A 24,757-nucleotide genomic window follows, 5' to 3' on the forward strand; every position below is an offset into this window, starting at 1 on the left:
CTCATTTCAGTGACCTTCCCTCGAAGCGGGACGACAGCGTGCCCACCAGGGACGCGATCAGCAGGGCGACGGCGATGATGGCGACGAGGGCCGCTACAGCGTGATCGAGGTTGGAGACGCTGCGGGCCGAGGCCAGCAGCGCGCCGAGGCCGACCGAGGAGCCGAGGTACTCCCCGACGACGACTCCGAGGAATCCGAGGCCGATGGAGGCCTTGAGGCTGGCCAGGATGCGGAACACGGCCGTGGGCAGGTAGACGATGCGCATCAGGTCCCGGCGGCCGGCCCCGAGCAGCAGCAGGTTGTCCAGTATCCGCTCCTCCACGCCGACCAGCCCCTCGTAGACCGTGAGGAAGGCGTGAAAGAAGATCAGCAGCGCGGCCAGGGCGATCTGCGTTCGCAGGCCGACGCCGTACCAGAGCAGGAACAGAGGGGCGAGCGCGGCACGCGGCAGACCGTTGATGGAGACCAGGAACGGCTGGAGCGCCACCGCGAGGGGCGGGAGCGCGCCGAGGAGGAACGCGGCGGCCGTGCCGGCCGCCGTCCCGACCACGAGGCCGAGGGCGAGGGCCGTGGCGGTGGAGGAGAGGCTCGGCAGCAGGGTGCCGTCGCGGAGCCAGAGCACCAGCACGTCGAGGACGGCGCCGGGGCGCGGCAGCAAGTCGGGGCCGACCACGCCGGAAGCGGTGGCGACCTCCCAGACCAGCAGGGCGAAGAGGATGACGCCGAGGCGCGCCCCCGTGGTGCTCAGGTCAGGCAGACGACGGACCTGGGACCGACCGGACTGCGCTGTGGCCACGCTCATCGCAGGAAGGAGTTGTTGTAGAGCTTGGCGATATCGACCTTCTGCCCGGGGTCGATCGCGCCCTGCTCCTGGTCGATCTTCAAGATCCGCTTGAGGGCCGCGGCGTTGACGGCCGGGTTCTCGGGCAGGGCTTGTTCCACACGGCCGAAGATCTGGGGAAAGATCGGTTTGAGGTCGGAGTAGTCGCGGGGCAGCTTGGCCAGCACGGTGTCCGGGTGGTTCTTGTTCTCCTTCATCCAGATCATGGTGCGCTCGAAGGCCCGGGTGACGGCGCGGACCTGGTCGGGATTCTTCTTCAGGTAGCCGCCGTTGGCCATGAGCGTGACCGAGGCGTACCTGCCGCCCATGATCGTGTTGACCAGATCACGATTGAAGAAGTTGTACATGAGTTTGCCGTCCCCGGCCGCGACCGCCTGGGAGATGACGGGTTCGCCGGGGAGGATCGCGTCGACCTGGCCACTGGAGAGCGTCTGCTGGAAGGCGGACTGGTCGGAAATGGTGAGGAAGTGGACCTTGGAGGTGTTCACGCCGTCCCTCTTGAGGGCGGCCAGCAGCAGCGGGTAGGCGGCCGTCGCCTTGCCGGTGAAGGCGACGGTCTTGCCCTCGAGGTCCTTCGGCGAGGAGATGTCCTTGGAGACGACCAGTCCGCCGACACCGACGTCGTTGAGCACCTCCGTGATGACGAGATCCTGTCCCTTCGTCTGGGCGCGGGCGGCGTTCTGGGCCAGTTGCACGTCCATGTCGATCTGACCGGCGGCGAGGGCGGCGAGGCTCTGGCTGGACGAGTCGAACGGCACGATCTTCACGGTGGAGCCGACCTTCTTCGCCTCCTCCTTGAGGTAGCCCAGGCTCTCGGCGAGTTCGCCGGGCATGTAGGTCAGGGTGCGGGCCAGGCCCACCTTGATCGTGGAGCCGTCGGAGGAGGAGCTTGAGGCGCCGCCATCGGCGCAGCCGGCCAGGAGCATGCTCGCGACGGCCAGCACGAGGGCGGTCCGTGGGCCAGGGCGACTTGGAGCTGCGTTCATGGAACTGCTCAATTCGGTCGATCTCCCGCGAGGCGGGATGGAGGGACTGCGCCAGCTGGGCCACGCTGCCCGGCGCGATCGGGTCGTGTCAGTTTGTGTGAAACGGCACTCTGCCGACAAGAGACCCCGATCGAAAAGTAACATTCATACATCTGTCAGTTGACATAAATTTCACCTATGCCCAGCGGATGACGGGCCGTGCTCGTGCGGCGAGTGCAGTCCGAGCTCCCGCCCGGAGGCCACCAGCCCGGAGACCGTGCGTGCCACGGCGGGAACCCGACGGAGCCCCTTGAAGGTGACCACTCCGACGTGCCGTACGACCAGCGGGTCCAGCAGGCGGAACTCCAGGCTGCCGCGCGAGGGCAGCACGGTGTGCATGAGCTCGGGCACCAACGCGATGCCCAGGCCCTGCGCGGCGAGCTGGTGCAGGGCCAGGTAGTCGTCGGTCTCGAACCCGATCACCGGCTCGAAGCCCGCGCTGGCGCAGACATTCATCAGGTTGCTCCGGCACACCGGACACCCGGCGATCCAGGTTTCCGCCGCCAGGTCGGCGACCTCCACCCACCGCCGCGCGGCCAAGGGGTGGGACGGCGGGAGCGCGACGTGGACACGCTCATCGAGTACCGGGGTCAGTATTTCCTCGTCGGTCAGCTCGAGCCGATCGAGCGACTTCCCCAGCATCTCGTGGTGGTAGACCATCGCCAGGTCGACCTTGCCCTCGCGCAGCATCGACAACGCCTGCTCGGGTGTCACCTCGACCATCTCGAAGGCGACGCCGGGGTGCTCGGCCTTGATCGCCGCGAAGGTCTGAGGAAGCAGGGCCCCGGCCGCGCTGTCGAAGCTGGCGATGCGCACTGTTGCCGCGCGCAGCCCCACCACCGCCTCGACCTCGGCCTCCGCGGCGGCCATCGCCCGCAGCATCTGCTCGCCGTGGCGCACCAGCACCTCGCCGGCCTCGCTGAGCCGGATGCCACGCCGTCCGCGGATGAGCACGGGCGTGCGCAGATGCCGCTCGACCGCCTGGATCTGCTGGCTGATGGCGGGTTGGGAGTAGCCGAGCTCGCGCGCGGCCGCCGAGATGGAGCCGTGCCGGCTGACGGCGTTGAGTGTGCGCAGATGTTTGAGTTCGATCATGTCCCATTGTATAAGCGCTAGCTATCTCACAGCAAAGTAGTTGACCGTTGCGGTTATGAACAAAGCAGCGCACGCTGAAGCAGGCGCTCCGGCGCCGCCCCGTCGCGCCTCACCGGAATCGAGCCCCATCTCGTGTCTCCTCTCTCGGTCTCTCCTGCCTCCGCCAATGCGGGCAACTCCGCGTGGACCCATGCGGCCGTGCGCGCCATAGAGGCCGACCAGAACCGCAGCTCGGACACCCACCTGCACCGGTTCCCGCTGCCCGAGCACTGGGGGATCGACCTCTACCTCAAGGACGAGTCGGTGCACCCCACCGGCTCGCTCAAGCACCGGCTGGCCCGGTCCCTGGTGCTCTACGGCCTGGTCAACGGCGACATCCGTCAGGACACCACCCTGGTGGAGTCCTCCAGCGGTTCCACCGCCGTTTCGGTGGCGTGGTTTGCCCAGCTGATCGGCGTCGACTTCGTCGCTGTCATGCCGCGCGGCACCTCGCGGGCCAAGCTCGACCTCATCGAAAAGTACGGCGGCCGCTGCCACATCGTGGGCGCCGGCGACCTCTACGACGAGGCCGAGCGGCTGGGCGCGCGGTCCGGCTGGTTCTACCTCGACCAGTTCAGCCGGGCGAGCGTAGTCACCGACTGGCGCGGCAACAACAACATCGCCGGCGCGATCTTCGACCAGATGAGCCATGAGCCGCACCCGGTACCCACCTGGATCGTCGTCGCCGCCGGTACCGGCGGCACCAGCGCCACCATCGGGCGGTACGTGCGCTACATCGGAGCCGACACCCAGCTGGCCGTCGTCGACCCCGAGGGATCGGCGTTCACCCGAGGGTGGCGCGAGGGCGACACGAGCGTCACCGCGCCCGGGTCACGGATCGAGGGCATCGGCCGCCCGCGGGTCGAACCGTCGTTCGTGCCCGGCGTCATCGACGAGATGATCGAGGTGGCGGACGGAGACTCCATCGCCGCCGCGCGTTGGCTGGCCGCCCGCAGCCACATCTGCCCCGGCGCGTCCACCGGCACCAACCTGATCGGAGCCTTCGATGTCATCTCGCGCATGCGGGCCGCCGACCAGCGGGGCAGCGTGGTCACCCTGGTGTGCGACTCGGGACTGCGCTACGGCGACACCTACTTCTCCGACGCCTGGGTCTCCGACCAGGGCATCGATCTTATCGAGCCCACCAGGCGGCTCGACGACTTCCTGCGCACGGGAGTGTGGCGACACCCCCGCCCAACGGCGCAGGATCCGGCCGTGAGCACGCCCGACCCGTGGTCGTTGCTGCGCGAGGACCTGCGCAGACACACGGCGGACGTGGACGCCGTCGTCATGCGCCCCGCCGACGACCGGGGCTTGTCCCGGGCCGACCGGCTGCGCATCGCGCTGCGCGTCGCCGACGTCAACGAGGATGCGGCCCTGCGCGCGATCTACGCTGCTGAACTCGAGGCCGAGGCGCCCGGCGCGGTGGCCGTGGTCGAGGACCCCCAGCAGTGGACGACACTCCCGCCGCGGACCGCCGCGTTGTTGGCGCACTGCGAGCAGGTGGCGCTCGACCCGGCCGACAGCGGGGAGTCCGAGATGACCGCGCTCCTGGCGGCCGGCGTGCCCGCGCAGGTCGCGGTGGCCGCCGCCCAGGTTGTCTGCTACGTCAGCTACCGCTCGCGCCTGCTGCGCGGCCTGACCTGCCTCGCGCACAGTCCCGCGCAGCCCACGGGGCGGCGCCCCGAGGCCGTCGCGCCGTCGCGCGAGGCCGTACCCCAGGGCACCGCGGCCTTCCCCGTGCTGAAGTGGCGTCCCTGGGTGCCGGCGCCGGCCGAACCCGACCGTGAAGCGGGAGCCGATGCCAAGACGCCGAAGAAGTGGACGCCCTTCTATCGCACCCTGCTCCACGACCCCGAGGTGCTTGCGGAGCGGACGGCTCTTTACGACGCCATCATGACGGGGGAGGGCGCGCTGGACCGTGCCGAGCGCGAGCTGGTGGCGCTGGCCACGTCACTCGTGACCGGCTGCCGCTATTGCGCCTCGGTGCACGGCCGTCGGCATGTGCAATTGTCGAAGGACCAGGCCAGCGCCGCCGCGCTCGCCGCCTTCGGGCCCGAGGTGCTCACCGACGTGCGCGCCCGTGTACTCGTCGGCGTCGCCGCCAAGCTGGCCCCCACCCCGGCCACTCTCGATGCCGACGACATCGCCGCGCTCCGCGGGATCGGCCTGGACGACGCCTCGGTCGCCGACATGATGGCGGTCAGCGCCATGTTCGCCTGGGCCAACCGGCTGATGATGACACTCGGCGCGGCCGAGGAGTCCTGAGAGGGACTTCACCGTCATGGCCATCCCTTCGCCATCCGGTACGACACGGCGCACCCACCTCGCACAGGTCCTGAACGGGTACCACATCGGCGCGCGGGGCGCGCCACCACCGCGCCACCTCGGCGCCGGAGGCGGGATCCCAAGTGCCGACAGCGGCCGTTACGGGTGAAGCGGGCGCGTGGTGCCGGCGTCTCATCAGGTGGCCGGTCCTGACCGGGCATCCGCCACGCGGTACCGGCGACGCGATATCGACGGTGGCTGACGGGAGCCGCTGGGCGCGCCTGACCGCCGAACCGGGACACGTGGGGTGTGGACCGACGGATCCGAAAACCAGTGGGACGGAACCGAGGACGCCGGTGCCGAGGCGTGATGACGGGGCGGAGATCCTCCCGCCCGGCGCCGGTGTGACACGGCGCGCGCTACGGAGGTTCGGCGGGAATCCCCTCAACCGTCTCTCGCCCACGAGACGCTCGTCGTTCGGGGCCGACGTGCTGGAACAAGGGAGCAAGGGGCGACGTGAACTCGCTACTCGCGGCGATGACCGCTGTGGCCCTGCGTGACGCGCTGGTCGGCACACGCCGGACACCGGCGACACGCCGGGTGCAGCGTGCCTTCTTCGTGGCGTCCCGGCAGGCATGGGACATCTCGGCCGGGGCGGGCAGGAGCAAGCCGGGCGCCATCGGGAACGCGGTCGCCTCACGGGCCGTGGACCGGCCCGTCGGCTGGTATCCGCGCCGGGCCCAGGAGCGCGCCCCCGGCGACACGGGGTGGGCGACGCCTTCCGCTTGGTCCTGACGTTGAAGGAACCGATCAGCGCGCTGTTCGCCCCGGCGGTGGCCCGTGCCGTGTTCTTCGGCCCGCAAGGCCCGCCCCCGCCCCCGCCCCCGCCCCCGCCCCCGTCGAGCCTCCGATGAAACGGGAGGAGCCGGATGCCTGACGGTGAACGGGGGAGGGCGGACCGTATCCGGCACCCCGGCCCCGGGGCTGGGGCCACGACGCTGTCCGAGGACACCGCGCCCCGTTCCGCCATCTCCACCGCCCCGGCCGCACATCGATCCCCGCGCTGGCGGAGCGGACGCCGCCGGAGGGGCGCCTCGGGGCCGCGAGGGGATCAACGCGGTAGAGCCGGTGACGGCTGACTTCGGCCCGGTGCGCCCGCGGCACGGCCGTTGGTCCGGTTCCGCAGGGGAGGCCCCGCTCCGCCCTCGCGTTCCCGAGGCGCCGCCGTCTGCTCCGGGGCCGGCCGTCAGCGCGATCACTTCGGCGACGTACCGGTCGGCGCTGTCGAAGTGGCGGCTCATCGCGGCGATGGCGGACGGCGGATCGCCTGCGGCGACCGCCTCGAAAACCCCACGGTGCGTCTTGTCTTCGCGCGTAAAGTCAAGGAATCGGTATCGAACTCCCCAACGCTCAGGCCGGCCGTGCGCCTGTGGTCCGAACTTCCTTCGCCGGATTTTCCCGTCCACGGACTTCGGCATTCGTCGCCGCGGCCACCGCCACCGCCAACTCCCACCCGCCCAGGGAGCTCGGGGGACGCAACAACCACTGGGCCGTAGCGCAATCAAAAGTGGCTCTATTTCGACCAGCCGGTATCCGGACAATGCCGGACGGGTTGGTGTATCTATCGCGCGGAAATCTCACGATGCGATACGGCCGCCGTGCGGCCCTATAGGAAAACGCCTCCAGGTTGCTCCAGGCGGCAATCAGTGATTGCATCACGCCTGCACTGGTGACGAACCATCAGCACACGTGTGGCGCCCGCCTCTCCGGACGCAGGGAAAGGCGTCGACTGTGCGGGGCAAACGACGACAGAACGGCACCGCCTGTCCCTGGACGGGGGCGATGTAGCTGGTCAGAAAGGAGCAACGTGGGTTGCTCGCACGCCGCAGGATGTCCACTCTTCCCCTTGCTCAGGGCGAGTCTGGAGGGCTGGCGCGATTACTATTGTGATAGCGAGGACCGGTGGCACGATTGTGCACGTTATAGGCTGTCACTCACCGGCGAGCGCGTGCCCATCAGCCTGCTGCCCAACGGACGCCACGCGCATCACATCAGGCGCGCGGCCGATGCCGACCCGTCCCGTGCGGCCACCTCGGAGCAGATATCCGGGCAGACCCCCCCATCGCCGACCACGGCCCAGATGGAACCGGCACCTTCACCCGCACCGGCCCAGCATCACCGGCCGGCACCGCCCACACCGGTTGCCCACCCACCGGAGCGCCCCGCTCGGCGCGGGTGCTGGGCCCGGGTCGTCGATTGGATGAGAGGTTCAGCGTGAGTTCCTATTGGCCCTGGTGGGCGGGCGCGATCGGGCTCGCCTTCGTCACTGTCGCCTACACCCTCGCCACCGGCCGGTCCTTCGGTGTCTCCTCGGCGTGGGACCGGGTGTTGCACTGGCGGCGTGAGCACCGACTCGAGCGGCTGGACGAGGAGTTCACCGATGATCGTGTCCTTGCCGACGCGCTCGCCGCAGCCACCGCCGAGCACTTCGGCACCGGCCCCGCCGCACCGACCGCGCCACCGGTCCCGCAGCAGAAGGCGCGGCCGCTGACCCCGGACGCCGAGCCGGCAGCGGACACGAGCCCCTCGGCCACAAGCCTGCGCCCGGTCCCGGTGGTCACCCAGGCTGTACTGCTGGTGTCGATCTTCGTCGGCGGATGGATCGCCGCCGTCACGTCCGGGCGGTTCCGGCTCCGCTTCGATATGGGCCCTGGTTTCCGGGACGTGGTCACCGCCGATCCGGCCCTCACCATCGCCCTGTTGTTCGCGGGGGGCGTCCTGGTCGGCTTCGGTACCCGACTGGCCGGCGGATGCAGTTCCGGCCACGGGCTGAGCGGCTGCGGTCGGCTGAGTCCGGTCAGCATCGTCGCGACCGCCGTGTTCTTCGGTACCGCCGTCGCGGTGTCGTTCCTTCTGTGGAAGGTGATCTGATGCGTACCCGGGGCACGATACTGCTGGCCACCATCATCACCGGTCTGGCACTCGGCTACACCGTCACCAACATCGGTTTCGGCGACTACGCCGAACTGAACCGCATGTTCACCTTCCAGGACCCGCGGATGTTCTTCGCCTTCATCGGGGCCGTCGGGATCATCGTGTGCGCGTTCGCCCTGCTGCGAGTCCGCCGCGCACCGGGGCGCATCCACGCCGGCGTGGTCCCAGGCGCGGTGCTGTTCGGTACCGGCTGGGCCATCTCGGGCGGATGCCCGGCAATCCCGGTCATCCAGGTTGCCAGCGGATACCTGCCCGCCGTGGTCACGATCGCCGGCGTCGCCGTCGGTATCCGGCTGTGCCGCTGGGCCAACGCCCGGTACTTCCACCTCGACAGGGGATCCTGCGGGCTGTGACGGCCCGGACACCCCATTGCCGAGCTTCCCGCCACGTGGCCCCCGATGCCCTTTCGCCCCTCAGGGGGCGGATTCGGCTGCGCAGGGCACCGGCCCGCGGGCTCGTCACGAGCACGCGGGCCAAAGCGAAGGCCGTCGAGCCGATTGTCACGGCGCATGGTCCGACGGTCGACAGCGGCAACGTGGATGTGCGCCGGCCCCGGTCGCGGCGTCAGTTCGCGGGACCCGGCGCCGTGGACGCTCCAGCGGTACGTCTCGTTGGTCCGGGGCGCTGACACGGCAGCCGGAGGCGCGGATCTCCACCGCGCCCGGAGCGGTTCACCGGTGCTCGTGGCAGGCGGGACCACACTGATCCGCGGGAAGCGGCCGACGGTCGATCGAGCGGCCTACGGGGAACCGGGTCCGGTTTCCCGGCCGATTCCCCGCCTCCGCCGTCCGCGGGCCGTTCAGGTGCACCTTCGGGATGAACGCCGCATGGGGCCCGTCGGAGAAGCGGCGCGGTTCGACGCCGTACACCTCGGCGGCGCTCGGCTGCTGACCGAGAAATAGAAACCTCGGTTGAATTCGGGCGGAAATCGGCTGGCCGCAATGGCCATGCGGAGCCTGCCCACGGCCAGATTCGACTCGATGGTGCGCAGGAAGAAACCCTCGTCGATGGAATATCCCATCTCCGCCGGCAATTGCTCTCCGGTACTGCCCTGCAACTGGGCGGTGTACTCGAGCGACCGCTGGAGTATGTGGATCGGCCAGTGCCGCGCCCCGCTGCCCGCGTAGTCGAGAATTTTGGCGAGCGCGCTCTGCGCTTTCCAGGTGTCATGCGGTTCCACGACTTCTCGCCACCTACGGACAGGGCCGGGACCGTCCGCCGCTGCTTGGTTCGCTCGTATGTCACCGCCTTCAACGAGGCGCTGTCCGCCGTGGTCTCCGACGCCGGTGGCAGGCTCGTGGGGCTCGGCCTGGTCAGTCTCGACGACGCGGACCGGGCGCGCACCCAGATGGAGCGGCTGGCCCGGACCGACGGTTTCGCCGGGATCGCGATACCGCCGCTGCTCGCCGGGCGCTCCCTGGACCACGGCGTGCTGCGCCACGTCCTCACCGCCGCCGCCGAACTCGATCTCGCCGTGCTGGTGCATCCCATGCAACTGTCCCGGCCGAAGTGGTCCGAGCACTACCTCTCCAACCTCATCGGCAACCCTGTCGAGAGCGCCACCGCCGTCGCCGCGCTCATCCTGGGGGGTGTCAAGGAGCGGCTGCCGCGGCTGCGCATCTGCTTCGTCCACGGCGGTGGCTGCGCACCATGGCTGCTCGGCCGGTGGTCCCACGGCTGGCGGACCCGGGCCGAGGTGCGCCGCCACTCGACCCGCCCGCCACAGGAGGTGTTCGGCGAGCTGTTCTTCGACAGCGTCACGCACGACCCCGGGCCGCTGGGGCTGCTGACCGCGCACGCCTCCAAGGGCGGCGTGGTCTGCGGGAGCGACTACCCGTTCGACATGGCCCAGGGCGACCCTGTCCGCTTCGCCACCGACCACGGACCGGATGCCGGAACGCTCACCGCCAACGCGCGGGCGTTCCTCGGACTGTGACGAGCCCGGCGCCACCCGTCCCCGCACCACGGCCCGCAGCCTGAGCGCTCCCGCACGAGCCCACCCGGCTCCGAGCGATCCGCGCGGTGCGCGACGGCCGGCTCCACCCGTGCGCCGGCTCCGGCCGGCGGCAGGTGGACGACACCATCGAGGGCCAGGGTGGTCACCGGCTCGGGCACGACCGCGACACCGAGGCCGCCGGCGACGAGGGTGACCGGGGGCGAGGTCTCGCCGACCTGGTGGCGGATGTGCGGCTCGACGCCCGCATCGCGAAGGAGGACCAGGACGACGCCGTACATCACCGAGCGTCGGTCGGCGGAGTGCACGATCAGGTCGGCGGCGGCGAGGTCGGTGAGCGGCACACGCCTCCGGCGGGAGAGGGGAGACATACGGCGTCGGGGTCCACGAGCTCGCGGAACGACTCGGCTTCACGCGGTGGGACCAGGCCGTTCAGGCGCGTTGACGGATGATCCGATGGGAGGCGGACGCGCGCTCCGGCATGCCGTGTCCGGGCTGTTCGGGCTCTGCCCGGCTGTCGTCGGCCAGATCCGGGCCGACCGGATGCCGGGTGCGAGGGAGTGGTGAAGAGTTCGCACGCGATCCTTTGGATTCCGCCATGGGAGCGGAAAACTTGGAGGGATCACTCGGCGTGCGGACAGGTCGGACGCCGACCCATGCGAGGGGAGACCGGTCAATGATGTTCACTCTGGTACGGAGCAGATTACGGACGGCCGCGGTCGCGCTCTCCGCGGTCGTGGCCCTCGCCTTCGGTGGGACCGCCGCGACCGGCGCGTCGGCGGCCCCCGCTGCGGTGAAACAGGGGCCGACCTCGGTGGCGTACGTCGAGGTGAACAACAACAGCGTGCGCAACGTCGGCAAGTACACCCTCGCCAACGGCGGCGGCAACGTCTTCGACGTCGCCGTGGTGTTCGCGGCGAACATCAACTACGACACGGGCACGAAGGCGGCGTACCTGCACTTCAACGAGAACGTGCAGCGCGTCCTCGACAACGCCGCCACTCAGATCCGGCCGTTGCAGCAGAAGGGCATCAAGGTCGTCCTCTCGGTGCTCGGCAACCATCAGGGCGCGGGCTTCGCCAACTTCCCCTCCCAGCAACAGGCTTCGGCGTTCGCGCGACAACTGTCGGACGCCGTCGCCAGGTACGGTCTCGACGGCATCGACTTCGATGACGAGTACGCGGACTACGGCAACAACGGTACCGGCCAGCCCAACGACAGCTCGTTCGTGCACCTGGTGACGGCGCTGCGCGCGAACCTGCCGGGCAAGATCATCAGCCTCTACAACATCGGCCCGGCCGCGTCGCGTCTCTCCTACGGCGGTGTCGACGTCTCGTCCATGTTCGACTACGCCTGGAACCCGTACTACGGCACCTGGCAGGTTCCCCGGGTGGCACTGCCCAAGGCGAAGCTGTCGCCGGCGGCCGTCGAGATCGGCCGTACCTCGCGGAGCACGGCCGCCGACCTCGCCCGCCGCACCGTCGGCGAGGGGTACGGCGTCTATCTGACGTACAACCTCGACGGCGCCGATCGCAGCGCCGATGTCTCCGCGTTCACCAGGGAGCTGTACGGCAGTGACGCCGTCTACACGCCGTAGGGCGAACGCACCCCGGGCGTGCGGACCGCGATCCACGCGGTGGGCCGCGCCGCCGCGACGTCGGCCGCGGCGCGCCGGCGGGCCCACCGGCGCGGCCGGGACATGGCGCGCGGCCGGCGTCTCTTCTCCTCGGCGCGGTCCGCCGGCCCCACCCGCTCCACGGCGCGCTGCACCGCCGCCGGGATGTCCGCCTTCGGCACCTCCTTCAGCCCTGCCATGTACTCGACGAACTCACGCACCGTGAAGCGCTTGTAGTAGCCGAACCCCTGCGGCAGGTAGCCGATCCGGCGGCGCAGCGCACGGTGCTCGCCCATACCGCCACCCGGCCCGGTTCGCCCGCCACGGCACCACCCCGCCGCCCTGTGCCGGGTGGGAGCGCGTTCACACCGGTGTGGTGCCACCCGCCTGAGGGACACCGTGTCCACGGGCGGTGCCTCCTCGTGTTCGGCGTCCGCGGTACGCCACGCGCCCGGCCTCCTTGATGACGGGCCGCTGAACCGGCCCCCCCAATCGTCCGCCCCCGGCTCAGGGGGCGGCGCATCAGGCGTTCCCGTGAGCCGGGGCCCGTGTCACGCCTGGGCCGGCCCGGGGATGCCCAGCCGCGCGGCCACGGTGGTGAGGGCCGCTCCCAGCGGGAGAGAGACCCGGGTGAGCGCGTGCCGGTCGCCCCGGGTCGGGTCCATGTTGACGATCAGCACCGGCTTTCCGGCCTGGGCCGCCTGGCGGACGAATCGCAGCCCGGACATCACCGTCAGTGACGAGCCCAGGACCAGGAGCGAGGCCGCCTCGCGTACCAGCTCGCGGCAGTGCTCGACCCGCTGCGGCGGGACGGCTTCACCGAAGAAGACCACGTCCGGTTTGAGGATGCCGCCGCAGTGCGCGCACGGCACCGCGCGGAAGTCCCCGACCTGTTCGTCGGTGAGGTCGGCGTCACCGTCGGGGTTGATCCCGGCGGCCACGGGCGCGAAGCCCGCATTCGCCGCCTCCAGCCGCCGGGCGAGTTCGCGGCGTGGGCTGAAGGTGCCGCAGGAAAGGCAGACGACCCGGCTCAGGCTTCCGTGGAGTTCCACGACGTCCTCGCTGCCGGCGGCCTGGTGCAGGCCGTCGACGTTCTGGGTGATCACTCCCGAGAGCAGACCGTGCCGTGCGAAGGCGGCCACGGCCCGGTGGCCGGTGTTGGGACGGGCGCGGCCGAAGGTGTGCCAGCCGAGGTGGCTGCGCGCCCAGTACCGGCGCCGGGCCCGGGCGTCGGCCGTGAAGTCCTGGTAGGTCATCGGGGTGTGGCGGCTCAGGCTCCCGTCCACGCCCCGGTAGTCGGGGATGCCCGACTCGGTGGAGATGCCCGCCCCGCTGAGCACCAGCACACCGCCGGTGCGCAGCGCGTCGGCGACCGGTTCCAGGTCCGTGCTGCCCGGCGGCAGGTCTTCGGCGGGAGTCCAGCTCAACGTGGGGCGCGTGTGCATGCCGCCAGAGTACGGAACGACGGCCACCGCACGCTTCCCCCTGACCGCTCACCCGCGGCGGGCGGAGAGGGGTGACCGCCGCGTTACCGGCGCTGTCGACCCGGACTCCCGCGAGGAGAAGCGAGGTGCTCCGCCCGCCCCGGTGCGATGGCTTCGCATGCCGCACACTGCCGAGGCCGAGGCCGCGGTGAAGCGGCCTGGCTGGTCGAGAACGGCCCGGCTCGCTGTCCGGGCCCGGCTCGACACCAGGACGGAGAACTTCCCGTGATCCCCACCGGTCTCTACCCGGCCGACCGGTTGGTGAAATTGTCCGGGAGGCTTGGTGGGCCAGGACAGATCTGCGTCAGGAGCGGAAGGCGCGCCGCACGGCCGCGGCGAGGCTGGTACGGCGGCGGTCGTGGTCAGCGCTGGGGTCGGCCGCAGTAGCGGTGTAGGTGAGGCTTCCCGGTGACCAGGTCATGGCCATGGAGATCACCATGGAGTGCACATCGGCAGCAGGCAGAGCGGGATCGATGTGCCCGGAGTCCTGTGCCCGGGCGATGGCCTGGATCTTGGGACTTTCGTCGGCCTCGGAGAACAGGTGTCCGGCAGGGGTGCGCTCCAGGCGGGCCCAGGTGGCCAGGCGCACGAGCTGCGGATGGGCGAGATAGGCGTCGTAGAGGCGGACGGCGTAACCGGGCAAGTCCTCGGCGGTCAGCGGTGCGGCTTCGAGGATGCCTTCGACCTGGTCGGCGAGAACGGCGTCGAACAGGCTCTCTTTGCTGCCGTAGTAGGCGTACATCTGTGCCTTGCTTACCTTCGCGTCGACCGAGATGCGGCACCAGGTCGACGAGTGTGGACTGGGCCGATGATACGGCGGGTGCCTTGGACGTGTTCCTCTTGAGTGCCTGCTGGAACGTGCTTGCCAGCAACGGCTAGCAGTTCACCGGAGGCGCGGGAAGTGGCGCGGCGGCTTCGATCTTGGAGCCGATTCGCATGGTTTCCTGAGGGATCGTTTGATTGTCCGTGACGGGTGTCACCTCCATGCTGGGCTTGTCCTGCTCAGGGAGGAGCGCCACATGCATGCGCGAACGATGGATCCCCTGCTCCAGCCCTTCACGATCAAGAGCCTCACCCTGCGCAACAGGGTGGTCAGCACGTCACATGAACCGGCGTTCGGGGAAGAGGGGCTGCCGCGGGACCGGTATCGGATGTACCACCTGGAGAAGGCGCGCGGCGGGGTCGGGCTGACGATGATCGGCGGGTCGGCGGTGGTGTCGCCCGACAGCCCCCCGTCCTTCGGCAATCTGCTGCTCTACCGCGACGAGGTGGTGCCGTGGTTCCGGCGGCTGGCCGACGATGTGCACGATGCCGGGACGGCGGTCATGTGCCAGATCACGCATCTGGGGCGGCGCACCAGCAACTACACGGGGGACTGGCTGCCGGTGCTCTCCGCGTCGCCGGTGCGGGAACCCGCGCACCGGGCATTCCCCAAGGAGGCCGAGGCGTGGGACCTGGACCGGGTCGTACGGGATTACGCGGACGCGGCCGCCCGCTGTGAGGCCGGGGGGCTGGACGGGATCGAGATCCAGTCGTACGGACACTTCTTCGACAGTTTCCTGTCGCCGACGACGAACCACCGGGACGGCGAGTTCGGTGGCAGCCTCGCGCATCGCATGGCCTTCCCGCGCCGGGTGATCCGGGCGGTCCGGGCGGCGGTCGGGCCGGACTTCATCGTGGGCATCCGCATGATGATGGACGAGGACCGGCCTGGCGGGCTGGTCCTGGACGAGGCGCTGACCGCGCTCCGGGCGTACGTCGCGGACGGTATCGACTTCGTCAGCACCATCCGGGGTTCGATCGAGAGCGACGTCACGCTGGCGAGGGCGATCCCGACGATGGGCATGCCGTCCGCGCCGTTCCTCGACTTCACCGCCGGGATCAAGCGACGGATCGATGTGCCCGTTATGCACGCGGGCCGCATCGCCGACGTCGCCACCGCGCGGTACGCGGTGCGGGAGGGGCTGCTCGACCTGGTCGGCATGACCCGGGCCCAGATCGCCGATCCCCACCTCGTGGCCAAGGTGGCCGCCGGAGACGAGGACCGCATCCGGCCGTGCGTGGGGGCGAGCTACTGCCTCGACGCGATCTACGACTCCGGGGACACCAAGTGCGTCCACAACCCCGCCACCGGGCGGGAGCAGCGGCTGCCGCACACCGTTCCGCCCGCGGCCGAGCGGAAGAAGGCCGTGGTCGTGGGAGCCGGTCCGGCGGGTCTCGAAGCGGCCCGGGTGCTGGGCGAGCGCGGCCATGCGGTGGTCGTGTTCGAGGCCGGCGACCTGCCCGGCGGGCAGATACGCATCGCCGCGTCCAACACCCGCAGGCGCGATCTCCTCGGCATCGTGGACTGGCGCGTCGACGAGTGCAAGGTGCTCGGCGTCGACCTGCGGCTCGGGACGCTGGCCGAGCCCGAGGACGTCCTCGCCGAACGCCCCGACATCGTGCTCGTCGCCACCGGCGGGCTGCCGAACGTCTCCTTCCTCGCCGAGGGCGCCGACCTGGTGTCCGACACCTGGGACGTCCTCGGCGGTGCCCTGCGCCCCCACGGACCCGTCCTGGTCTACGACGACAACGGCGCCTACCCGGGCCTGGACGCCACCGAGGTGCTGGCCCGCAAGGGGCTGCCCATCGAGTACGTGACGCCGGAGCGCACCCTCGCACCCGACGTCGGCAGTATGAACTCGCCCGCCTATCTGCGGGCCTTCGCCGCACACACGGTGCGCACCACCCTGGCCCACCGGCTGACGTCCGTACGCCGCACCGAGGACGGCCGTCTGGCGGCCACGCTGCGCAGCCCGTATGCGGACACCGAGGCGGAGCGGATCGTGGACCACGTGGTGGTGGAACACGGGACGCTGCCCCTCGCCGACCTCTACTGGAACCTGCTCCCCGCCTCGCGCAACCTCGGCCGCGTGAACCACCCGGCCCTGCTGGCCGGTGAACCGCAGCGGGAAGCCGACAACCCCGAGGGCCGCTTCCAGCTGTTCCGCATCGGAGACGCCGTCACCAGCCGCAACATCCACGCCGCGGTGCTCGACGCACTGCGTCTTTGCCTGCCGATGTGAGAGGAGAGCACCGTGAGCACCGTGACACCACCGGCCACCGCCGGGCCCCCCGAGGAGCGGGAGACGTCCCGGGTCCGGGACGCGGTGGCGCGACGGGCCGTCGGCCACAGCCTGGAGCGGCCCTTCTACACCGACCGGGAGTTCTACGACCTCGACATCGAGGCCGTCTTCACCCGCCACTGGCTCTTCGTGGCCGTGGACGCCGAGATCCCCGCGCCCGGCGACTACACCAGGGTGGAGATCGGCCCGTACTCGGTCATCGTCGTACGCGACGACGAGGAGAACCTGCGCGCGTTCCACAACGTGTGCCGTCACCGCGGCGCCCGCCTCCTGGAGGCGGAACGCGGATCGGTCGGCAACCTGGTCTGCGGCTACCACAAGTGGACGTACGGAACCGATGGCGCCCTGCGGTACGCCCCCTCCCAGCCGGCCGACTTCGACCGCGACTGCTTCGGCCTCAAGGCGGTGCACGTGCGCAGCGTCGGCGGACTCGTGTTCGTCTGCCTCGCCGACCGGCCCCCGGCCGACTTCGCCGACGTCGCCGCCCGTATCGAGCCGTATCTGCTGCCGCACGGCCTGCGCCGGGCGAAGGTGGCGGCCCGCACCGACCTCGTCGAGGACGGCAACTGGAAGCTGGTGATGGAGAACAACCGGGAGTGCTACCACTGCGACGGCCACCCCGAGTTGCTGCGCACGTTCTTCCCCACCTACGGCTACGCCGAGGAGGACATCCCCGCCCCGCTGCGCCCGGCCCACGAACGCTATCTGCGGGCCGACGCCGAGCTGCGCGCGACATACGAACGGCTCGGCCTGCCGTACGCGCTCATTGAGGAACTGGACCACCGCACCACCGGCTTCCGCGTCCAGCGCGACGCGCTCGACCTGGCCGGTGAGTCCTTCACCCCGGACGGCCGGGCCGCCTGCCGCCGACTGTTGGGCGACCTGCCCACGCCACGCCTCGGCCACCTCTCCCTGCACATGCAGCCCAACTCCTGGTTCCATGTGGTCGGCGACCACGCGATCACCTTCAGCGTCCTGCCACTCGCGCCGGACAGGACGCTGCTGCGCACCACCTGGCTGGTCCACCCGGACGCCGAGGAGGGCGTCGACTACGACCCGGACACCCTGCTCGCGGTGTGGATGGCCACGAACGAGCAGGACGCGCGCCTCGTCGCCCGCGCCCAGCGGGGCGTCTCCAGCCCGGCCTATGTACCCGGCCCGTACGCCCCGACGGAATACCAGGTCGAGGCGTTCTGCAGCTGGTACATCGCCCGGCTGCGCGAGGAGCGGCGACGATGACCGGCCCGCTGAGGTGCAGGCAGGTCCGCGACGTCACCCACGACATGAAGACCTTCGTCTTCGAAGCGCCTGGATCCGCTCTCTTCCGGCACGACCCGGGCCAGTACCTCACCTTCACCTTCGAGATCGACGGCCGGGAGACCGACCGCTGCTACACGCTCTCCTCCCCGCCGTCGCGGCCACACCTCGCCGCGATCACCGTCAAACGCGTGCCCGGCGGCCGGGTCTCGAACTGGCTGCACGACCACCTGACACCGGGCGACGTGGTGCGCGCCCGGGGCCCGCTCGGCGGGTTCTCGACCGCGCGGCACCCGGCGCCCGCGTACCTCTTCCTGTCCGGCGGCAGCGGCATCACACCACTGATGTCCATGACCAGGACCCTGTACGACCTGGCGTCCCCGGCGGACGTGGTCTTCGTGCACAGCGCCCGCACCCCCGACGACATCCCGTTCCGGCAGGAGCTGGAGCTGATGGCGGCGACCGCGCCGCACATCCGGGTCGCCCATGTCTGCGAGGACGACGGGCCGGTGGAGCGGTGGGACGGCCACCGGGGCCGTCTCACCCTTGACATGTTGCGGCGGATCGCCCCCGATCTGCCCCGGCGCGAGGTGTTCACCTGCGGACCGCCGGGGTACATGCGGGCGGTCCGCGGGATGCTGGCCGCGGCGGGGCTGCCGGAGGACCGCTGTCACGAGGAGAGCTTCGAGGCGCCGGCCCCGGTCGCCAGGAAGACGGCCGGGGACACGGGCTTCGCGGTCCATCTCTCCCGCAGCGGCACCACCATCGCCTGCGACACCGGTACGCCCCTGCTGGAGGCCGCCGCCCGGGCGGGCATCACCCTCCCCTCCTCCTGCGGGCAGGGCCTGTGCGGTACGTGCGTCACCACCCTGGAGAAGGGGACCGTCGACATGCGGGACAACGGCGGCCTCCGTCCCGGGGACGTGGCGCGCAATAAGATCCTTCTGTGCTGCTCAACGCCCCTGGAGGACCTGGTGATCGACGCCTGACGCGGCCGGAGGACGCGCCTCCGGGCGGGGGAGGCGAACCAGAACGTGGCCGCCAGGGCGAGCCCGCGCGGCACCGCCGTACAGCGAGCCCGTGCCCGAACCCGGCGAGGACCGTGGAGGTGAGCATGGCGGGCAGGGAGGAGGCTCCGGGGATGCGAGGAGCAGCAGGCTCCCGGCGAGCGCGACGAGGCCGTAACTCCGGGCGGCGTACGGGAGCGGCGCGCGCCGAGAAGCTGGGCCGGCAGGGACCACACCAGGACGCTCCCCGGCACGCCCCCGGTCAGGGCCGGATGGGCGCCGTGCGGGAGTCTGTTCGAGCAGCGCCGGGAGGAGGGCGAGGTAGATACCGACGACGGCCCGGGCGAGGAACCCGCCGAGCCCGGCGACCAGGAAGAGCGTGCGCAGATCGCGTGGGATGTGCGGGTGCGTGGGGTGCCACCGCATCCCTGCCGCGCGGTCGGCCATCGGCGCGGGCACGGTCCGGCGCAGTCGCTGCCACACCCACGCCAGGAGGGTCAGATGCGTTACCGAGGGCGTGATCAGTGTCCCGGGGACGTACTCAGCGAGCACACCGGAGACCATCGGCCCCAGGGCGGTGCCCGCCGCGAAGGTGAGGCCCGCGAGCAGCGGTCCGGCCATACGGGCCGTGGGGCGGGCGTGGCCCGCGATGAGTGCCTGCGCCGCCCCGGTCGCGGCGCCCAGGGCCAGCGCGTCGCCGATCCGGCCGGTGAAGAGCCACGCGGGGCTGTCGGCGAGGAGGAAGCAGCCGGAACCGGCGGCGGCGAGCAGCACGCTCAGCCGCAGCACCGGCCCGTTGCGCGAGAGGTCCGCCACCGGTCCGCACAGCAGCAGCGCCGGTCCGCTGGCCCATGCGAATGTCGCGAAGAGCAGCGTCATCACGAGGTCGTCGTACCCGAACAGACGCTGACAGCCGGGATACAGCGGGCCGGGCGGATACGCCCCCGCCGTCAGCACCACCACCAGCAGAACGGAGGTCCGTACCGCCCGTTCCGACCCCACCCTTTGCTCCATCACGCCAGCCAGTCCGATGCCGGGCGAAGGCGAAGAGAATCAAACGGTTCTCGCCTCAATCATGCAAACTATTCGCATGATTGACTCTCGGCTCCGGATTCTCCAGATGGTCGCCGAGCACGGCACGGTGACCGCCGCGGCGCAGGCGTTGCACTACACGCCGTCCGCCGTCTCCTACCAACTGCGCCAGCTCGCCGCCGAGATCGGGACCGACCTGGTGGTGCAGCAGGGCCGCGGCATCCGGCTTACCAACGCGGCCCGCATCCTGCTGCGCCACGCGGAGCGCCTCCAGGAACAGTGGGAGCGGGCCCGGGCGGAGCTGGCCGCCGCCGGTACCGAGCCCACGGGGCAGATCACCCTGTGCGGGTTCTCCACCGCGGCCAGCCGTCTGCTGCCGCCCGCCGCGGCCGACCTGCGCGACGCCCACCCCCACCTCACGGTGCGGATCATCGAGGCCGAACCCGACCGCTGCTTCGACCTGCTGCTCTCGGAGGAGGCCGACCTCGCGCTGCTCGTCGTGTCCGCCGATTCGCCGCCCATGACCGATCAGCGCTTCGACCAGCGGCCGCTGCTGGACGATCCGCTGGACCTGGTCGTCCCCCGGGACCATCCGCTGGCCCGGCAGCGGCGCGTCACGCTGGCCGACGCCGCGCGCGAGCCGTGGATCGTGGGCAATCCGGGCACGACGTACCACCAGTTGGTACTGACGGCCTGCATGAGCGCGGGCTTCACACCCCATATCGCGCACCACGCGGACGAGTGGGCCACCGGAACCGCCCTGGTCGCCCACGGCTTCGGCGTCATCCTCGTACCGCGCCTGGCGCCTCTGAACGAGGAGCCGCTGGTGGCGCGCATCCCGCTGCACGGCGAACCGGCCCCGGCCCGTCGCATCATGGCCGTCACCCGCCTCGGAGCCAGGGAGATTCCCGTGCTCACCCATGCCGTCGAGACGATCACCGAGGCCGCCAAGAGCCTGCTGCCGAAGCCCAGCTTGTAGGTGCCGGAGAGGTTGACCGGTGCCGGAGGGGCCCTCACTGTCCTCACACCCTCGCCGGTATATCAATGAAGACCGTGTCCTACGTGGTGAGGTGGATAAGGCACTTGTAGCAACACAGGAACGCGGCCAGGCCGAGAAACGCCAGGTAGTTGCGGGGGTTGCGTTCGTAGCGGGGGCTGAGTCTGCGGTAGCCGGACAGCAAGGACATCGTGCGCTCGCTGACCCAGCGGCGGCGCCCTAATCGTTCATTGGACTCGCTGCCTTTGCGGGCGATGCGTCCCTTGGTCCGGGCTGGGAGTTCTTTTGGTGTTCGGGGATCTTGTGCGGTGCCGCTGCATCGTCCGGGGCGGGCGGGGATTCTGGTCGGCTTGTCCCACTGGTGTTGATCGGAGGGTCGAGTTGCCCAGGGCCCGGAGGGCGGCTCGAGGGTATGTGGGAGCGTGACGGGGCCGCTTGATGGTGCGGCTGTGTGTGGTACTGGTTCGGTGGGGTGTCAGCCGGGTGGTGCGCCGTTGATGAGGCCGACGAGGGCGAAGGCGAGGAGGACGCTGTTTTTCGTGGTGCCGAAGACGCGGGTGAAGCCGCGGTCCATGTGGAGGCGGTGGGTCTTGATTTCGGCGTTGCCGGATTCGACGGCGGCAGGACGTCCGTAGTCGGTGGCCCAGGTGGCGGTGCCCCAGATGTTGCGCTGGCGGGTCCAGGCCATTTCGTCGGGGCTGAGAGTGATGGTTTTTCCACAGGCGCAGTCCTCGCCCGGGCGGCAGTTGCTGAGCGGGATGGTGTGGGGCAGGCGCATGGAGCGGGGGTGGTTGGGGCAGCGCAGGCGTCCGGCGACGGCAGGGCTGCGGAGAAGAGAGTGCCGTCGATGGTGACGGTTCCGGTGAGGGGGCTCGGGTGGGTGCCACGCTGGGCCGGGTGGAGATCGATGACCGCTTCCAGACCGCGGAGTCGTACGGGGAGGGCCCAGCGGGTGGGCGTGCAGTGGGAGTAGCCGCGGTCGGCGATGACCTCGCGGGCACCGGTGTGGAGGGCCATGTGCTGGTCGATCGGAGCGATACCGGCATCGCCTTGGTGGGATCCGGCCGGGGCCAGGTGCATGGGGCTGATCACGGAGGGGACCTCTGCACCGCCGAGGGCGCGGGCGTTGACTGCGAGGTGGAGGTTGTGGCCGCAGAAGACGTTGCCGGGTGAGGCGTTGGTGCCGGAGCGGTAGCCCTCGCGTGCGTCGGGGTCGATCGTGCGCTGGAGGTGGCCGTCGTGCCCGGTGGTCGGCCAGCCGGGTTCGTTCGGCGGGCGCTTGTGGCGGGGCGGGGCTGTGTCCTTGACCGGCGGATGGTCGGGGTCGACATCGGGTGTCCAGGCCCGGCGGCGCGCCCAGGTCTCGTAGTCGGTGGAGTCGATCGCCAGCACCCCGGTGAGGGGGAACCCTTCGGGGAGGGAGGCGTCCAGGAGACGCCCGGTGAGAGCCCTGAGGGTGATCGGTTCGTAGGGGCAGTCCTGGTGGGGGCATGGCGCGTGCCGGCCGTCCGCCGCCGGGTCAATGTCGGGTGCGGTCGCTGGGTGGAGGCGGTTGTGGGGGATGGCGAGGGTGCCGGTTTCGAGGGCGTGCCAGAGCATCCGGTAGGTCGCCTGGCCGGTGAGACCGAGGTCGCGATGGGCGGTGCGGGGCAGCTTGGCGAGAGTGTCGAGGACCTTGGTGAGGTGCATCTCCTCCAGCCGCAGCCCGTGGACTGCCAGTCCGGCGAGCAGGGCGCGGGCGGTGAACTCCCTGTGTGCGCCGGTGTGGTGGTGCAGTGTGGCTTCGACGGCGGGCAGCAGGCCGCTGCCCTCGACCAGCAGGGTGGCGCGGTGCAGGGCCTGGGCAAGGGTAACGCGCCGGGTGAGGCCGGTCAGATGCAGCGGCATCATGCGGGCCCGGGCTGGTCACGTGCCCGCCGACGGCGGTTGGGACAGGGCTTGGGTGATCGCGCGGTGGGCCTGCTCGGCAGTCCTTCCTCCGTCGCTTCGACATCGAGCACACGTTTCGCGTGTGCAAGCAGACCCTCGGTTGGACCAGGCCCCGGCTTCGCAGCCCGGAAGCGGCCGACCGGTGGACCTGGCCGGTGATCGCCGCCTATGCCCAGCTCCGGCTCGCCCGCCCACTGGCCACCGACCTCCGACGCCCCTGGGAGAAGCCGACCGAGCCGAACAAACTGACACCCGCCCGCGTCCGCAGAGGGTTCAGAAACCTCCACACAAAGACCGGCTCGCCGACCGGTGCACCGAAACCCTCTCGTCCCGGCCCCGGCCGACCGCTCGGCTCGAAGTACCGCTATCCGGCTATCCGTCATGACGTGGGACGCGTCCTCGCCACCGGCGAGGCATACAGCCGTCCCACCCACCACAAGATCGGCACCAAACCCTCAGAACAGGCTGACGAGCGACACAGAGGACCAGCACACTGAGCGCATGCGCTATGAGGAGAGAGCCAAGCTCACGGCCGTGAAAACCCTGATCCCGCTGGCCATCCTTGTCGCCTCACCAGTATTGCTGATAGCAGGAGCACCGATCCGCCGCCGCTATCTCCGCTACGTCTACCGCGATGAGGCCCCGCAGATCCTGCACAAGAAGCGAGGTTGGGTCAGCGCCCACTACTTCGTGGTCACCGACCCACTCCTGCAGTGGCTCTGCTGGCCCACGGAATCACTCGCCCGTCTCATCGAGCGCCGAGGTTGAACGGCAAGCTGAGTACTTGTTTCTGAACCGGCTTACTGAGACTCGGGCCAGCCAAGATCTCAACCGACGGAGTGCTCGGCGAACTGGAAGGCCTGCTCGCCGAGTCGCTGATGAAGCCGCGAGCAGGGCAGTCGCTGTAGTCCCGCAACACGTCATCGTCCGAGGTGTGACCCGATCAGTGGCCACTCTGAAAAAGCTCACTGACCGACTTCGACCGGCTGGAGCAGCTGGTTCCGTACGACGATCGCTTCCTCAGTGGGTGGTACGAGAAGCGCACCGCCACCCTCGACCGTTCCCTGGGCGAAATCGGCGTAGGGCCGTTGGCGAGCCTCGTATTGCGGGAACGCTGTGACGTGATCTCCATCCGATCGCTCAAGCTCTTCGGCGAGGAACTGAGCCCCAGTTAGCGCAAGGGAGGTGCCCCGGCCCGCGAGAGGGGATGCGCAGTGGGCGGCATCGCCCACCAGCGCGACCCGGCCCCGGTGCCAGATAGGCATGTGAATCTGGCTGACCGAGTCGAAGTAGACATCGGGATCGGCGCCCACCGCGTCGAGGATCTTCTGGACCTTCCACGAGCGGCATTCGGCAAACTGGCCAAAAAGGATCTTCTTCTGCGCTTCGACGTCGCGGTAGTCGTAGTCGATGGGATCTGACGCGAACATCAGCAGACCTATTGCTTTGTCCTTGAACCGGGCGATGCCGGCCAGGTGCCCGGGGTAGCTGTACATGGGATTAATTCGCTCGGCTTCGGCATCGGCCTCGTCGGGCATGTCGGTGATGGCGACGTAGAGACCGAGATGCCGAATCCACTCCTGCTCCGGTCCGAACACGAGCCGTCGCACCGTCGAATGTATGCCGTCGGCGCCGAGAACCAGATTGAAGCTTTCCGAGTTGCCGGAAGCGAAGTCGACATCCACCCGGTCGTTGTGCTCGGCGATCGAGTTCACTGACTCTCTCAGACGCAGGTCCACGTTCTCGGGCAGCGCGTCGGCCAGAATCCTGGACAGGTCCTCCCGGGCGATTTCTATGTCGTCGGGCGAATCGCCGATGCCGTCAGGCAACCGACCGACGGCCGCGCCGTTCTCATCGACGAAATGCACCTGCTCGGTCATTCGGATGCGCGCATCGCGGACCGCGGACAGGATGCCCATTTTCTCGGCGACCTCGATCGCGTCGCCGCGGACATCGATGGGCGAACCGTTGCCCCGAAGCCGGTCGGCTCGCTCGATGATCGTGACGTGATGACCTCGCATCCCAAGGGTACGTCCGAGTGAGAGGCCGGCGACGCCCGCGCCGGAGACAAGAATTTTCATGCGTTCTCCACAAT

Annotated in this window: 21 protein-coding genes and 4 pseudogenes; 13 read left to right on the forward strand and 12 right to left on the reverse strand. The window is 70.1% G+C overall.

What is annotated here, in order from left to right; translation table 11 throughout:
- Position 1: 1 nt before the first annotated feature.
- The 3 genes from ASC60_RS25285 to ASC60_RS25295 form a co-directional block, all read right to left on the reverse strand.
- Positions 2–802 carry an ABC transporter permease gene (locus tag ASC60_RS25285; RefSeq protein ID WP_079038595.1) on the reverse strand — a complete coding sequence of 267 codons (801 nt, stop codon included), beginning with the start codon at positions 800–802 and terminating at the stop codon, positions 2–4.
- Complete coding sequence (locus ASC60_RS25290; protein WP_055554768.1) at positions 799–1,785, reverse strand: ABC transporter substrate-binding protein; 987 nt, start codon at positions 1,783–1,785, stop codon at positions 799–801. Before ASC60_RS25290 ends, ASC60_RS25285 begins: the two co-directional genes overlap by 4 nt.
- Before the next feature lie 213 nt (positions 1,786–1,998).
- Entirely contained in the window at positions 1,999–2,961 is a 963-nt protein-coding gene (locus ASC60_RS25295; RefSeq protein ID WP_055554770.1) for a LysR family transcriptional regulator, read from the reverse strand.
- Between the two features lie 198 nt (positions 2,962–3,159).
- Here ASC60_RS25295 and ASC60_RS43890 point away from each other — a divergent pair, with 198 nt between their 5' ends.
- The 4 genes and pseudogenes from ASC60_RS43890 to ASC60_RS25315 all read left to right on the forward strand — a co-directional run bounded on the left by ASC60_RS43890 (position 3,160) and on the right by ASC60_RS25315 (position 8,615).
- Positions 3,160–5,268 (forward strand): pyridoxal-phosphate dependent enzyme, encoded by a 2,109-nt coding sequence (locus tag ASC60_RS43890; RefSeq protein WP_063787199.1) that lies wholly within the window; start codon positions 3,160–3,162, stop codon positions 5,266–5,268.
- Between the two features lie 528 nt (positions 5,269–5,796).
- Positions 5,797–6,182: pseudogene (locus ASC60_RS25305) on the forward strand (monooxygenase); the annotation flags it as partial.
- Positions 6,183–7,542: 1,360 nt separating this feature from the next.
- Complete coding sequence (locus ASC60_RS25310; protein ID WP_055554774.1) at positions 7,543–8,199, forward strand: YeeE/YedE family protein; 657 nt, start codon at positions 7,543–7,545, stop codon at positions 8,197–8,199.
- Positions 8,199–8,615, forward strand: coding sequence for a YeeE/YedE thiosulfate transporter family protein (locus ASC60_RS25315; RefSeq protein WP_055554776.1), 417 nt, complete (start codon positions 8,199–8,201; stop codon positions 8,613–8,615). Before ASC60_RS25310 ends, ASC60_RS25315 begins: the two co-directional genes overlap by 1 nt.
- A 446-nt stretch (positions 8,616–9,061) precedes the next feature.
- Here ASC60_RS25315 and ASC60_RS40990 read toward each other — a convergent pair whose 3' ends face one another.
- Positions 9,062–9,442, reverse strand: coding sequence for a hypothetical protein (locus tag ASC60_RS40990; RefSeq protein WP_055554778.1), 381 nt, complete (start codon positions 9,440–9,442; stop codon positions 9,062–9,064).
- Between the two features lie 45 nt (positions 9,443–9,487).
- Between ASC60_RS40990 and ASC60_RS25325 the strand changes: the two genes are divergently transcribed.
- Positions 9,488–10,198, forward strand: coding sequence for an amidohydrolase family protein (locus ASC60_RS25325; RefSeq protein ID WP_234357115.1), 711 nt, complete (start codon positions 9,488–9,490; stop codon positions 10,196–10,198).
- Here ASC60_RS25325 and ASC60_RS39655 read toward each other — a convergent pair.
- Positions 10,093–10,587: a LysR substrate-binding domain-containing protein gene (locus ASC60_RS39655; RefSeq protein ID WP_234357116.1), complete on the reverse strand. Its 495-nt coding sequence runs from the start codon at positions 10,585–10,587 to the stop codon at positions 10,093–10,095. The two genes, ASC60_RS25325 and ASC60_RS39655, sit on opposite strands and share 106 nt — an antisense overlap.
- Positions 10,588–10,895: 308 nt before the next feature.
- Here ASC60_RS39655 and ASC60_RS25335 point away from each other — a divergent pair, with 308 nt between their 5' ends.
- Positions 10,896–11,813, forward strand: coding sequence for an endo-beta-N-acetylglucosaminidase H (locus ASC60_RS25335; protein ID WP_199831043.1), 918 nt, complete (start codon positions 10,896–10,898; stop codon positions 11,811–11,813).
- Positions 11,814–11,929: 116 nt separating this feature from the next.
- Here ASC60_RS25335 and ASC60_RS25340 read toward each other — a convergent pair.
- From ASC60_RS25340 to ASC60_RS25350, 3 genes and pseudogenes are all read right to left on the reverse strand, one after another.
- Positions 11,930–12,133 (reverse strand): annotated as a pseudogene (locus ASC60_RS25340) (ABC transporter ATP-binding protein); the annotation flags it as partial.
- A 249-nt stretch (positions 12,134–12,382) separates the two neighbouring features.
- On the reverse strand, positions 12,383–13,276 hold the full coding sequence (locus tag ASC60_RS25345) for an NAD-dependent protein deacetylase (protein WP_055554786.1): 894 nt from the start codon (positions 13,274–13,276) through the stop codon (positions 12,383–12,385).
- Between the two features lie 343 nt (positions 13,277–13,619).
- Entirely contained in the window at positions 13,620–14,057 is a 438-nt protein-coding gene (locus ASC60_RS25350; RefSeq protein ID WP_159043307.1) for a TetR/AcrR family transcriptional regulator, read from the reverse strand.
- A gap of 277 nt (positions 14,058–14,334) precedes the next feature.
- Here ASC60_RS25350 and ASC60_RS25355 point away from each other — a divergent pair, with 277 nt between their 5' ends.
- Genes ASC60_RS25355 through ASC60_RS25365 form a run of 3 tightly spaced genes read left to right on the forward strand, consistent with a single transcriptional unit; the run spans position 14,335 to position 18,686 of the window.
- Entirely contained in the window at positions 14,335–16,380 is a 2,046-nt protein-coding gene (locus ASC60_RS25355; protein WP_055554788.1) for an NADH:flavin oxidoreductase, read from the forward strand.
- A gap of 12 nt (positions 16,381–16,392) precedes the next feature.
- A complete protein-coding gene (locus tag ASC60_RS25360) occupies positions 16,393–17,679 on the forward strand; it encodes an SRPBCC family protein (RefSeq protein ID WP_234357117.1) in 1,287 nt (428 codons plus the stop codon).
- Positions 17,676–18,686 carry a hybrid-cluster NAD(P)-dependent oxidoreductase gene (locus ASC60_RS25365; RefSeq protein ID WP_055554789.1) on the forward strand — a complete coding sequence of 337 codons (1,011 nt, stop codon included), beginning with the start codon at positions 17,676–17,678 and terminating at the stop codon, positions 18,684–18,686. The genes ASC60_RS25360 and ASC60_RS25365 overlap by 4 nt, the downstream gene beginning before the upstream one ends.
- Here the strand turns inward: ASC60_RS25365 and ASC60_RS25370 are convergent.
- Positions 18,651–19,706 (reverse strand): MFS transporter, encoded by a 1,056-nt coding sequence (locus tag ASC60_RS25370; RefSeq protein ID WP_055554791.1) that lies wholly within the window; start codon positions 19,704–19,706, stop codon positions 18,651–18,653. The genes ASC60_RS25365 and ASC60_RS25370 overlap by 36 nt on opposite strands.
- Positions 19,707–19,794: 88 nt before the next feature.
- On the opposite strand from ASC60_RS25370, the gene ASC60_RS25375 reads away from it, so the two are divergent.
- A complete protein-coding gene (locus ASC60_RS25375) occupies positions 19,795–20,715 on the forward strand; it encodes a LysR family transcriptional regulator (RefSeq protein WP_055554793.1) in 921 nt (306 codons plus the stop codon).
- Positions 20,716–20,794: 79 nt separating this feature from the next.
- Here ASC60_RS25375 and ASC60_RS25380 read toward each other — a convergent pair.
- Together ASC60_RS25380 and ASC60_RS25385 are read right to left on the reverse strand one after the other, a co-directional pair.
- Positions 20,795–20,992, reverse strand: a pseudogene (locus ASC60_RS25380) (IS5/IS1182 family transposase); the annotation flags it as partial.
- A 216-nt stretch (positions 20,993–21,208) separates the two neighbouring features.
- Positions 21,209–21,511 (reverse strand): hypothetical protein, encoded by a 303-nt coding sequence (locus ASC60_RS25385; RefSeq protein WP_159043308.1) that lies wholly within the window; start codon positions 21,509–21,511, stop codon positions 21,209–21,211.
- A 119-nt stretch (positions 21,512–21,630) separates the two neighbouring features.
- Here ASC60_RS25385 and ASC60_RS25390 point away from each other — a divergent pair, with 119 nt between their 5' ends.
- The 3 genes and pseudogenes from ASC60_RS25390 (at position 21,631) to ASC60_RS25395 (ending at position 23,430) form a co-directional block, all read left to right on the forward strand.
- On the forward strand, positions 21,631–21,906 hold the full coding sequence (locus tag ASC60_RS25390) for a hypothetical protein (RefSeq protein ID WP_159043309.1): 276 nt from the start codon (positions 21,631–21,633) through the stop codon (positions 21,904–21,906).
- Positions 21,907–22,700: 794 nt separating this feature from the next.
- Positions 22,701–23,159 (forward strand): annotated as a pseudogene (locus ASC60_RS43895) (transposase); the annotation flags it as partial.
- 4 nt (positions 23,160–23,163) lie between these two features.
- A complete protein-coding gene (locus ASC60_RS25395) occupies positions 23,164–23,430 on the forward strand; it encodes a hypothetical protein (protein WP_055554799.1) in 267 nt (88 codons plus the stop codon).
- Between the two features lie 197 nt (positions 23,431–23,627).
- Here ASC60_RS25395 and ASC60_RS25400 read toward each other — a convergent pair whose 3' ends face one another.
- A complete protein-coding gene (locus ASC60_RS25400) occupies positions 23,628–24,743 on the reverse strand; it encodes an FAD-dependent monooxygenase (protein ID WP_055554801.1) in 1,116 nt (371 codons plus the stop codon).
- Positions 24,744–24,757: the final 14 nt, after the last annotated feature.

It is taken from the genome of Streptomyces sp. NBRC 110028 (assembly GCF_001417735.1).
GTDB lineage: Bacteria > Actinomycetota > Actinomycetes > Streptomycetales > Streptomycetaceae > Streptomyces.